Here is a 12,410-nt window from a genome sequence, read left to right as displayed (position 1 = left end):
CCAAAGGAACTTCAATTCTGTTTTCCATTCCTAATAGCCCTGAATAAAACAATTTTTAATATTTAGCAAAAAAAATCCGCAGCAATAGCCGCGGATTCTTACCTGATTTCAGGGCAAAAAATATAAAAACAGGACTCAATATTCATCCTGAAATTTTCTAAACCAGATTAAACTGAAAAGCCGAGATTTTTGAGCTCCTTCACAAGCTTGTTCTCTTCAATTGGCTTAACAAGATAAGAGGTGGCTCCGCCAAGGAAAAACGCATCATGGGTTTCCTTACGGTCATCAAGCATGGTTGTAACGATAACCTTAACCGCGCCATTTTCCTCGACCTTGAAATCTTTCTCAATGGACCTGATCTCACGCAAAGCCTGCTGTCCGTCCATTTCCGGCATAACAAGATCCAGACAAACCAGATCATACGCTTTTCCAGATTCAAGACCCTTCTTAAATGCAAAAACAGCCTCTTCACCGTTAACGGCGATATCGCACTGCGCATATGGCTTCATGATCTCATGCAACATATTGCGGCAATAAAAATCATCATCAACTATCAGCACCCGCATGCAGACAAACCTCCATTCATCATAGGCTTTACATATAGACTTCGGTCAATGGGTAGACATTGGCACTTTTGCACATGAAAATCAAGTTTCCAGCGCAACAATAATCAGAAAAATGCATTTTAAATCAAGGGCCAGTTATCACCTTCCCTTCACTATTCCATTCCACGGTAATCATCCCGTATGCGGAAGTCGTATACATACATACGTGTCTTTTATCCAGTTCACTTATGACTTTTTTTGCTACAAAATTAAAACGATTTAAAAAACCGCATGCAGCAATAGCCATTGCAGGGGCAACACGTTCATATAATTCAGGAGAATACGACCCGGCGCTACCATGGTGAGGAAGCAGCAGTACGCTGGAAGAAAGATCCTGCGTATGCTTTAAAACAGCCCGTATCCCCTTACGATCCAGATCTCCTGAAATGGATAACAACGGATGCCCGTTCCAGAGCAGTCTAAGATATAAAGAACGGTCGTTAGTGCTGCCCGTGAACACAGGTGAAGGATGCAACACCTCCATGATCAAGCCCGGCTCAAGAACAACCTTCTCCCCGCTTACGAGAATTTGAGGATTTAGCCCCTTTTCTGCAAATGCCGCTTCAAAACGTTCCCCTATCCACCCGCTGGGAACATCTCCATTGGAATAAAAACTGCCCACAGAAAACTTTTCCAGAAGAAAGGCCAAGCCTCCGGCATGATCCCTGTCCCCATGGGTCATGAAAATATTATCCACTCGCGGTAAATGACCGTAAGTCAACCAAGGCCCGACGATAGAACGCCCCATATCAAAGGTCCTGCCGAATCCGCCGCCACCATCAACAACAGTACGCGTTCCTTCAGGACCGGTAATCACCACACACTGGGACTGTCCGGTATCAAGAATATCCATGCGTACCCGATCCGGCCCGAATTCCCCTGAAAAGCGCACTCCAAGCAGCAGTACAACAGGTACGAGTAACAATTGTGCCTGTCTTAATTTTCCATAAACCAAGAGAAGAACAGCTCCCAGCAAGAGGTAATAAATCAGCAGCTCTTCCCAATGTGGACGGTAAAAAGCATATTCCGGCAGCAAACCTATGCTGGCGGCCTCACGCACCAGTTGCAGAAGCCAATCAAAAACCTTTGCCCCGACCACAAATAATGAATGCGAAATTTCCGGGCTGAAATATGAAAAGACGAGTCCGCCAACGCCGCAGACTGGCATAATAAATGACCCGATAATGGGCACAAAAAGTATATTGAAAAGAAAATTCGGAATGAGTACCCCGAAATTCCAGACTATGAGCGGAAGTAAGGCAATATTGGCTGACAAACTGACGTAAAAAACTGCCAGCGCGAAACGGACTGCTTTAAGCGATGGATTGTGGGCTGAAGGCATCAATCGTGCAAACACAGGATAAAGCAAGGCAATTCCGGCCACAGCCAAAACCGAAAGCTGAAATCCCAGATCAAAGACACTAAGCGGGACAAAAACCAAAATCACAACAACGGCCAGAAAAAGACCGTCCAAAAGGACTCTGCCCCGGTTGAAAAACATGAGCAGGCCCCAGAAACCGAACATACATACAGCACGCACAAGAGATGGACTGAACTGCCCCAGCCAGAGATAGAGCAAAACCGGGACAAAAGAGAACAGCACACCCAAACGCATTTTGGGAATCCGCAAATAAATACACGGATAAATCAGGCCGATCAGCCAAGCCAACCCGAATCCCATAGCCACGATAAATCCGACATGCAGACCGGATAACGCCAGGATATGCGAGACCCCGGCCCTGCGAATAAGCTCAACACTGTCGTTGGAAAGGAAAAAGCGATCTCCGGTCAGCAGAGCCGGGAAAATAGCCCCTCCGTCAGTAGGTGGAGCATTCTTCAAAATATGCTCACGCAGAGAAGTCCGCAATTTCTGCAAGCCCTGCGGTTGATAAGGCATCAAACCGCCGTCTTTGATCTCCCCTTTAGTGTAAGTCCGGTAACGAATATTCTTGGTGCGGCAATAAAAATCGTAATCCCAAAGACCGCTGTTGCGGAAGCCGTGAATAGGTTTAACCCGTGCAACAAAAGAAACCTGCTGCCCCACAAAAGGGAACTGGTCCGGCTTGTCCCATGTCCAGTTCAGATATCCGCCGAGATCGGTAACACCTGACTTGCTCTGGCAACTTACATCTTCAAGCAGTATTTTTAGACGATTTCCCGGCGCCCCCTTAATGCTCTGGATTGTACCGCTAAGCTGCACCTTTTCACGGGCAGCCATCCACTCCGGCATAGGTCCGGGACCGGGAGGAAGGACAGAATTGCCATACCAATGCCCAAGACCGAACAGCATGAGCATCAAAAAAGCAGCACTTTTTTCAGGCCGAAAGAAAAAAACAAGAAAGAGATAGACCAGCAAAGCGGTCATGGAAGGCAGCAACCATTGAATGGAAAGGATGCCGAAGACAAATGCAGGGACAATAACCTGCCATAAAAACAGGCCCGGAATTCCGGGCCTGCTCTTTTCAATCAAATCATCCGCAACCTGTTTCATGAAGCGGCAGGTCAACTACTCTTGCTCGCGCCAAACCCTCGCGCCTACTGCTGAAAGCTTGTCTTCAAGCTTCTCATACCCTCTGTCGAGATGGTAGATACGCTGAACATCAGTTCGCCCATGAGCGGCTAAGCCTGCAACAACAAGGGAAGCACTGGCCCGCAGATCGGAAGCCATAACCGGGGCTCCGGTCATCTTCTCGACTCCGCGAATCATGGCAGTACGGCCCTTAAGCTTGATATTAGCGCCCATACGCACAAGTTCCTGCACATGCATGAAACGGTTCTCGAAAATCTTTTCTTCGATTGTTCCGGCACCGTTGGACAGACACATCAGGGTCATGAGCTGAGCCTGCATGTCAGTGGGGAATCCGGGATAAGGCTGAGTGGTGATATCAACACCGGAAATAAGACCGTTAGCACGACGTACGCGGACACCGCCTTCCTCTTCCTCGAGAGAAACGCCCATCTTGCGCAGCTTGTAAACAACAGACTCAAGTTCATGAAATGGGCAATCCTGAATAAGCAACTCACCGTCAGTCATTGCCGCAGCAACCATGTAGGTTCCGGCTTCAATGCGGTCAGGCATGATTTTGTAGTCACACCCTTTAAGCGATGGAACACCCTGAATAGTAATGATGCTTGTTCCATGACCGGAAATCTTTGCGCCGCAAGCAATAAGGAACTTGGCAAGGTCGACAACTTCAGGTTCACGGGCAGCGTTTTCAATTATGGTTTCCCCTTCAGCAATTGAAGCAGCCATGAGCACGTTCTCGGTACCGCCCACAGTGGGGAAATCAAAATGGATATGCGCACCTTTAAGTTTGTCGCATTTACCATGGATGTAACCGGAATCAAGATCAAATGTAGCACCCATCTGCTCAAATGCGGTCAGATGCAGATCCACAGGACGTGCGCCGATGGCACAACCGCCGGGAAGAGCAACCTTGGCTTCGCCTTTCAGGGCCAGCAAGGGACCAAGACAGAGAACGGAAGCACGCATGGTCTTAACCAGATCATACGGGGCTTCTATTTTAAGATCCTTAACCTCGCTGCATACAGTATTACCATCAAAAGATGTTTCACAGCCGAGAATATCGAGCAGCTTAAGAGTAGTATGAATATCCCTCAAACGAGGAACATTGCTCAGGCAAACCGGACCTTCCGGCAAAATGCAAGCCAGCAGAATGGGCAGGGCTGCGTTTTTAGAACCACTGACCCTGATTGGGCCGTTAAGAGAGACTCCACCTTCAATGACTAATTTATCCATCTAAAAATCCTTATATTTATCAGGTAATAAGCTACCACAGTTAACAACTCAAAATCGACATTGCGGCAGCCTGATGAAAAGACGTTGCCTTTCCGCGACCCCTGATTGCTTTCAGTATCAAAAGAACAAATTGTTTGTGGCACAAAATGGGTCTTTAGTGAAGACCGTGCGCAGCCTATTTTTCTATTAAGATCAAAACACAGCTTTATAAACAAGTTAATCATCTCTTTCACTTGCAGGATTTGATGATTACAAAAAAAATGATCTTTTTTTCAAAAACTTCTTGACCATCACACCCAGCTTAGTTAAACACCTCCTCACAGACGCGGTGGGTGTAGCTCAGTTGGTAGAGCACTTGGTTGTGGCCCAAGTGGCCGGGGGTTCAAGTCCCCTCACTCACCCCATTTGACATCTCTAGGGATCAGGAATCCCTGACCCCTTTTTTAAGGTGGGTGTAGCTCAGTTGGTAGAGCACTTGGTTGTGGCCCAAGTGGCCGGGGGTTCAAGTCCCCTCACTCACCCCATATTTTCAGGACCGGATTTATCCGGTCCTTTTTTTTGGTCTGCTGATCCACACGATCCCCGGCAATACTTGGGAATAAAAGCACAAAGTTTTATTTCAAAACCCCATTGACATGAAATTTATGCGGCATTATCAGGGTCTTTTTTCCGCGCGAGTTCCAGCCTCTGGCCAATTCATTTCAAAAAAAAGATGACCACCGACTGAGCCCCACGGAGACACCACCAGAACAAGGAGGTTTCTCAATGGACACTTACGTCTGTTCAAAACTAAACCGTTTCATCCCGACCAGCTTCAAATTCATTAAATCAGGCTGCTCTCCGACCACATTAAGACAAGATATTGCAGCCGGAATTACCGTCGGTATTGTTGCCCTGCCGCTGGCCATGGCCTTTGCCATTGCTTCCGGAGCAAGCCCTGCAACAGGGCTTTTCACTGCCATCATCGCCGGATTCATTATTTCAGCCTTTGGCGGAACACGCTTTCAAATCGGCGGACCTACCGGAGCGTTTGTCATTATCATCTCCGGAATTATTGCCCGCCACGGTTATGACGGACTCATTCTTGCCACCCTCATGGCCGGAATACTTCTTTTGATAATGGGCTGCCTTGGGCTGGGTAAGCTACTGCAATACATCCCCTATCCGGTAACCACCGGATTTACTTCCGGCATCGGTATCCTGATCTTTTCCACCCAGATCAAGGATTTCCTCGGTCTGCAAATTGATCAAATGCCTGCAGACTTCCTGCCCCGCCTTAAGGCATGTGCCGTAGCACTTCCAAGCACAGACCCAACAACTCTCGGCTTGGGCATGCTGACCGTAGTTTCAATGCTGCTGGTCAGAAGATTTATCCCCCGCATCCCTGCTCCTTTTGTGGGAATTGCATTGGCAAGCGTAGTAACATGGATTATGGGGCTGCATACAGAAACCATCGGCAGCAGATTCGGCGGAATTCCCACCATTCTGCCTGACGCTGTTTCGTTTTCCGGCCTTGATCTGATGCAGCTGAAAACCCTGATACCGGAAGCTTTCACTATCGCCATCCTTGCCGGAATCGAATCCCTGCTGAGCGCCACAGTTGCGGACGGAATGAGTGGTGACCGCCACAACTCATCCAATGAACTCGTTGCTCAAGGATTGGCGAACATCGGTTCAGCCCTTTTCGGAGGACTGCCTGCAACCGGAGCTATCGCCCGTACTGCAACCAATATCCGCGCCGGGGCGCATTCCCCAGTGGCAGGCATGGTCCACGCCCTGACATTAATCATGTTTATCAAAGTATGCGCTCCGCTGGCCTCCATGATTCCCCTTGCCAGCCTTGCCGGGGTCCTCATTCTGGTTGCATGGGACATGAGTGAAGTGCACCGCATCAAGCGTCTGCTTTTCGCTCCCAAATCGGACTCCCTGGTAATGCTCATAGCCCTGCTGCTGACTGTATTCGTAGACCTGACCGTAGCGGTAGAAGTTGGTGTGGTTATGGCTGCAATGCTCTTCATGAAGCGTATGAGCCAATTGACCGACGTGCACAGCCTCGACACCGGACTTCCCGAAGAAGAGATTATTGACCGCAAGAACGGACATGAAAAAGTCGTGGTTTATGAAATCAACGGTCCCATGTTCTTCGGAATGGCCCAAAGGTTTGTCGATGTTATGAGCTTCACCCGCAAAAAACCGGAAGTGATAGTTTTCTGCATGCGCCTCGTTCCGACCATGGACGCCACAGGCATCGAAGCCCTTGAAACCGTAATTCGCAGGGCTAATGCTCAAAACGTAAAGATTCTTCTTTCCGGGGTGAATCCACGAATCCGAAAAATCATGGCTCGGCTGGGAACAGATAAACTTGTAGGGGCTGAAAATATCTTCCCAGATTTCTCAGCTGCAGTCGCAAAAACGATTCTCCATGTGGACAAAGAATCAGGCCTGCCCCGCTGTACTTCACCAAAACAATTAACCGCAACCACAGCTTAAATAGAAAAGTCCGGGGCCAATACGGTTCCGGACTTTTTCGCTTTATTCCACAATTTCAAAATCAATCCCCTTCCTGAATTCCTGCCCGCTGATCATGTCATGCAGAAAGACAATATATCGATATTTACCAGCCGGAAGTCTGCCCAGATTAAAATCATTAGTCATGTAGATATCAAGGATTGGCTTACCTGTATTGTAATGCATGCTTAAAAGCTTTTCGCGCTCAAAAAGGACTTCCCCGGTTGCTGTTTCCAGCTTTACATCCTGAGTAAGATAAAACTCATACCGTCCCTGCTGCATTGACGTGAACCAGTTAATAGGCTCGTAGTATAATAGTAAACTTGTACCTCGTTGAACCTTATTTTCCGGAAGCGGGTAATAAGAAGAGTAACTAAGAACCTTCTTGCACAGGAGAAATACCTGCGCACCGAGCTTCCCTTTATTCTGCTTTTCGATGATTTCATTTTTCAATTTCAGGATATCTTCCGCATCTCCTGAACGAGCGGGAGAAACAAAAATCATACTAAGAAAAAATACACAAAGAATTGCTACCAACAACGGATAAAACTTCCTAACCATCCCCATGCTCCTCAGTTTGAAATTGATTCTTCACAAACCAAACCGACTATAACATCCTGAGACAATCACAGCTATAAAAAGACGCAAAAAAAAAGCCCGGACTCTCTCGAATCCGGGCTTCAAATTTTAACTAACTCTGCTTACGCAACCTTCGCTTATCACCAACTCGAATGGTGACCTTTTCTTTATCCATGTATTCAAGCAATGGAATGGAAAACTTACGAGACAGACCAACCAAGGTCTTAAAATCCTGCGGGCCAAGCTCTTCATTTTCAGCAAAATATCCCTCAAGAGTCTTCTGCAAGCCGTCCACTGCGGACTTGGCGAAATACATATCATCCTTGATCCTGACCAGTAGCCCTTCATCCTGCAAGAGTCTATAGACAGGGGCGGCCTCTTTAAATACCAGATCTAGCGGATCGAGCACATCTTTCAAGTTCGGCGGAGTCAATCCGCCCTTTTCGTAATTATCCATCAAGGTATCGCGCAGCTTCTGCTGATCCGAAGCAAGGGAGACCTTATGCCCAGGCAAGTGCAAAATCTCCTGAACAGCCACGATATCATTTTTCTTGAGCAGACGTTCAATAATTGTATGAAACAATTTATCCGGCAATCCTTTGCCGTAAGTTGAACCGATTTCACCGCGCGATACGCCCTGTTTCATAGGTTCATTCTTATGAAATTCCGCAAGGTGAGCCAACAATCCCTGCTCCAGATTCTCATAATGAGTGCCGGAAACATAGCTGCGGGTTTCCTTGTCATATAAGAAAACTTTCTGCTGACCGCCCATGGTCTGGAGCATTTTTTCCAGCTGCTTGGAGGCAACATTACTCAGAATTGAAAGTTCCTGAAAAGTAAGTCCGGCCCTGCCGGCCAGATCAAGCTGAGTAAGGACCAGATCTTCCGGTTCGGCAGCTATGAGTGATTCAAGACGCTTCACATCATCTGAAAAACGTTTCACCTTACGGCCCAAGGGATTAATGATGCTCCCCCCGGCAATTGTGCGCAGGGGAGAAAAAGACCGCAACACCACGCGATCACCATAGACCCCGGTCATAGGCTTATCAAAACGAATCTGGCATACGGCCTGCTCGCCCTTTTCAAGCTTCTCGCGATCAAGGAAGTAAACTTTAGCCATAACTTCCTTGGACCCATGGTGAAAATGGACTTCCTTACGATGTTTCAAACTTTTCGGGGAAGAAGGTAAACAGGTCAGCTCCACGTCCCAGACCTTGGACGGGAAAAGAGTGCCCGGACGCCCCAGCACTTCACCGCGTTCAATATCATCTACTTCCAGACCGTGCAGGTTAATGGCTGTCCTGCGTCCTGCAGGGGCTGTCTCAACAGAGGAACCATGCGATTGCAGGCTGCGCACCTTTGTCTCGGTCATTTTGGGATAAAGAACAACGTCATCACCAACGGAGAGCTGACCGGAAATTAAAGTTCCAGTTACAACCGTACCGTGCCCTTTCATGGTGAACACACGGTCCACAGGCAGACGAGCCAGATCAGTCCTGCGTTTCGGAGAAAAACCTTTCATGAAAATCGCAATCTCCGCACGCAATTCATCCAAACCCTGACCGGTATGCGAAGAAACAGCATGGATCGGTGCGTCAGTCAGAAAACTCGGCGCAAGGAATTCACGCACGTCTTCCTGAACCATCTCCATCCAGTCTTCATCAACCATGTCCGCCTTGGTCAGGACCACGAAGCCCTTTTCAATGCCCAACAAGGTGCAGATTTCCAGATGTTCACGAGTCTGGGGCATTACGCCCTCATCAGCGGCAATGACCAGCAGCACGAAATCAATACCTGCTGCCCCGGCAACCATGTTCTTCACAAATTTCTCATGCCCCGGAACATCAATGATACTCAGATGTTCATCACCGCCAAGATCAAGGCTGGCAAAGCCTAATTCAATAGTGATGCCGCGTTTCTTTTCCTCGGCCAGACGGTCACAGTCCGTTCCGGTCAAAGCCTTAATCAAGCTGGTCTTACCATGGTCAATATGACCAGCGGTACCCATAACAACAGGCATTAGTGCTCCTTTTGCCTCCGGCGGCCAGAGGGGAAAAACTTTTGCAAAAGTTTTTCCCCTCCGGACTCCCCTTTTCAAAACCTTTTATCGAGCTTCGCGTCGTAGCCCGTTAATTTTTATTTAATTCTTCAAGAAAGTCCTAAATGCCAGTTCAGTAGCGTACAGGTCAGCCTTACTGGTCAACTCGAACGGGCTGTGCATGGAGAGCACCGGAGGTCCGAAATCGATAACGTCCATGCCGTAGAGAGCGAGGAATTTAGCGACTGTTCCACCACCGCCAAGATCGACCTTGCCAAGCTCGGCCATCTGCCACGGTGCTCCGGCATCACTCAGGATATTACGCAGCCATGCCACAAACTCAGGGTGAGCATCGTTAGCACCGACCTTACCGCGATGTCCGGTGAATTTGCAGAAGCAGGGACCGTAACCAAGATAGGCGGAGTTGAGCTTCTCGTGCACATCCTGATAGTCGGGGTCGATTGCAGCATGCACGTCTGTGGAAAGAGCCTTACCAGCCATCATAACCCGGGACATCTTAGCGTTGGGTTCCCATGCATCAATCAGGTCTTCAAGGCAGTATTCGAAGAAGAGAGACTTCGCACCGGTAGAACCTTCTGAACCGACCTCTTCTTTGTCGTAGAAAAGTACTATCTGGGCATGTTCAGGCTCAGGAGCATTGAGAAATGCTTCCAGAGAGAGAAATACGCATGAACGGTCATCCTGTCCGTAACCGCCCACAATTGACTTATCCAGACCGACGTAACGAGCAGGACCAGCGGGAACAATATGCATTTCCGCGCTGAACAGATCTTCTTCAACGATGTCGTACTTCTCGTTAAGCAGCTCAAGCACCTTGCGTTTTACAGAAGGAGTATCGTTGCCGTCTGCCTCATCTTGTTCACCTTTGGAGAAAGAAAGGGAATGCCCCATAAGAATATTCAGTTTTTCGGCTTCAAAAGCATCGGTAACCTTCTTCTCCACCTGCTTATAAGCAAGGTGAGGAAGCAGATCCAGAATGGAAAGAACCGGATCATTAGGATCTTCACCTATAACAACGTCAACCTTGGTTCCGTCAGCTTTAACTACCACACCATGCATGGCCAAAGGTCTTGCCAGCCACTGATATTTGCGAATGCCCCCATAGTAGTGTGTCTTAGCCATGGACATACCAAGATCTTCGTACAGAGGATGCTGCTTCAGGTCGAGACGCGGCGTATCGGCATGAGCACCAACCAGACGAAACCCCTGAGAGAGCGGCTTTTTACCCTTGCGGGCAATAAAAATTGTTTTATCCCGGAAAGAACGGAAGCACTGATCGGCTCCGAGGTAATCTTCAAAACCTGCTTCTATCAGTTTTTCTTCGACGTATTTGATAGTTTCGCGTTCGGTTTTGCAGCGGGTCAGGAAGTCAATGTAACGGGCTGCAAGATCATCCATACCCTGCTGATGTTCTTCGTCTTTAAAGATTTCCCAGCAGCTTTTCGGTTCATGTTCAAGTTGTTTATTCATGTGCGATTATCCTTTTAAAATCTGCGAAATTGCTTCAGCGCAGAGTCTGTATTCTTCGCGGCTCAGTGTTCTTGGGTCGAGACAGAATGCGTCTTCTTCAATTCGTCCTATCAACGGCGGTTCAGTTGAAAGAAGTCCTTCTTTTAACTCTTCAACAGTCACTTTAGCGCTAGGAACAACGCTAACCAGAAAAGTTTTCAAATCCTGCTCCGGGAATGCCCCGCCACCTACGCGGGAAACACCCGCACGTACGCCGATCTCAGCAGTCTCACCCAATTCACGCCGCAAAGTGCGTGCAAGAGCTTGAGCCTGCTTTTTTAGATTCTCAGGTTTCTCGGTAATCATACGTACAGTGGGAACTTCGCGCTTGGCTGTCTCAGGATCAAGATAAAGCCGCAGAGTTGCTTCAAGGGCAGCAAGAGTCATTTTATCAATGCGAACCGCACGGTTGAGCGGATTTTTCTTGATCGCATCGATATATTTCTTTTTACCGACAATTATCCCGGCCTGCGGTCCACCGAGAACTTTGTCACCGGAAAATGAAACTACGTCCACATCTTCGGCCACAACTTCCTGCACAGTGGGTTCGCGCATCAGGCCGAGACCGGAAAAATTAGTCAGGTTACCGCTGCCGAGGTCTTCATAAACCGGAAGGTCATGCTTGCGGCCCAGTTCAGCCAGTTCACCGCCGGAAACTTCCTTGGTGAAACCGATAACCCGGAAATTGGAGGTATGCACCTTCATCAGCAGCGCAGTTTCCTCATTGATGGCATTTTCGTAATCACGCAGATGGGTGCGGTTAGTAGCACCGACTTCGCGCAGAAAAGCACCGCTCTTGGTCATAACATCCGGAATACGGAAAGAGCCTCCTATCTCAACCAATTGCCCGCGGGAGACAATTGCCTCACGACCTTTGGCAAGGGTTTCGAGGGTAATAAGTACCGCCGAGGCGTTATTGTTGACTACCAGAGCAGCCTCTGCCCCGGTAATTTCGCAGATCAGCTTTTCCACATGACTGTAACGGCTGCCCCGCTCTCCAGTCTTGAGGTCGAATTCAAGGTTGGAATAGCAGGCGCACGCTTCGGTCACAGCTTTAACAGCGGACTGTGCCAGCAGGGAACGTCCAAGGTTGGTGTGCACCACCACCCCGGTTCCGTTAAGCACACGCCGAAAATGCGGTTTTGCTCCAGCCCGCACATGGCAGGTTAAGCGCGGAAAAAGAACATCCGGGGAAAGCTGTTTTTCCTCAGTGATAACACCACCCTTGATTTCCTCACGGCAGACATCAAGAAAGCCGTTAACCAGATCACGGGAAAGGGTCCTCGGCAATCCATCAATTACACCCTCTTCTTCAAGACGAGTCAGTACAGAATCAACAGACGGAAGATATTTAAAAAGATTGGACAATTTTTTCTCCGTAACGTTCATC

8 protein-coding genes and 2 tRNA genes are annotated in these 12,410 nt (G+C 48.4%); 3 read left to right on the top strand and 7 right to left on the bottom strand.

Features of this window, described 5'->3' with window-relative positions:
- Positions 1-167 precede the first annotated feature (167 nt).
- From ACKU40_RS04835 to murA, 3 genes are all read right to left on the bottom strand, one after another.
- The gene (locus ACKU40_RS04835) at positions 168-566 is read right to left on the bottom strand and encodes a response regulator (protein ID WP_320175392.1); all 399 of its coding nucleotides are present in this window, start codon (positions 564-566) and stop codon (positions 168-170) included.
- 124 nt (positions 567-690) lie between these two features.
- The gene (locus tag ACKU40_RS04830) at positions 691-3,096 is read right to left on the bottom strand and encodes a DNA internalization-related competence protein ComEC/Rec2 (protein WP_320175391.1); all 2,406 of its coding nucleotides are present in this window, start codon (positions 3,094-3,096) and stop codon (positions 691-693) included.
- A 15-nt stretch (positions 3,097-3,111) separates the two neighbouring features.
- The gene (gene murA, locus ACKU40_RS04825; protein WP_320175390.1) at positions 3,112-4,365 is read right to left on the bottom strand and encodes a UDP-N-acetylglucosamine 1-carboxyvinyltransferase; all 1,254 of its coding nucleotides are present in this window, start codon (positions 4,363-4,365) and stop codon (positions 3,112-3,114) included.
- 328 nt (positions 4,366-4,693) lie between these two features.
- Between murA and ACKU40_RS04820 the strand changes: the two genes are divergently transcribed.
- The 3 genes from ACKU40_RS04820 (at position 4,694) to ACKU40_RS04810 (ending at position 6,855) form a co-directional block, all read left to right on the top strand.
- Positions 4,694-4,769: transfer RNA gene (locus tag ACKU40_RS04820), tRNA-His, on the top strand.
- Between the two features lie 44 nt (positions 4,770-4,813).
- Positions 4,814-4,889 (top strand) — tRNA-His (locus ACKU40_RS04815).
- A 241-nt stretch (positions 4,890-5,130) separates the two neighbouring features.
- A complete protein-coding gene (locus ACKU40_RS04810) occupies positions 5,131-6,855 on the top strand; it encodes a SulP family inorganic anion transporter (RefSeq protein ID WP_320175389.1) in 1,725 nt (574 codons plus the stop codon).
- Positions 6,856-6,897: 42 nt separating this feature from the next.
- Here ACKU40_RS04810 and ACKU40_RS04805 read toward each other — a convergent pair whose 3' ends face one another.
- The 4 genes from ACKU40_RS04805 to selA all read right to left on the bottom strand — a co-directional run bounded on the left by ACKU40_RS04805 (position 6,898) and on the right by selA (position 12,388).
- Entirely contained in the window at positions 6,898-7,434 is a 537-nt protein-coding gene (locus ACKU40_RS04805; RefSeq protein ID WP_320175388.1) for a hypothetical protein, read from the bottom strand.
- Positions 7,435-7,564: 130 nt separating this feature from the next.
- Positions 7,565-9,472, bottom strand: coding sequence for a selenocysteine-specific translation elongation factor (gene selB, locus ACKU40_RS04800; RefSeq protein WP_320175387.1), 1,908 nt, complete (start codon positions 9,470-9,472; stop codon positions 7,565-7,567).
- A gap of 120 nt (positions 9,473-9,592) precedes the next feature.
- Positions 9,593-10,981 carry an aminopeptidase gene (locus ACKU40_RS04795; protein WP_320175386.1) on the bottom strand — a complete coding sequence of 463 codons (1,389 nt, stop codon included), beginning with the start codon at positions 10,979-10,981 and terminating at the stop codon, positions 9,593-9,595.
- A gap of 6 nt (positions 10,982-10,987) precedes the next feature.
- Entirely contained in the window at positions 10,988-12,388 is a 1,401-nt protein-coding gene (selA, locus tag ACKU40_RS04790; RefSeq protein ID WP_320175385.1) for an L-seryl-tRNA(Sec) selenium transferase, read from the bottom strand.
- Positions 12,389-12,410: the final 22 nt, after the last annotated feature.

This window comes from Maridesulfovibrio sp. (assembly GCF_963666665.1).
GTDB lineage: Bacteria > Desulfobacterota > Desulfovibrionia > Desulfovibrionales > Desulfovibrionaceae > Maridesulfovibrio.
This window is presented reverse-complemented; position numbering and strand designations above follow the sequence as displayed.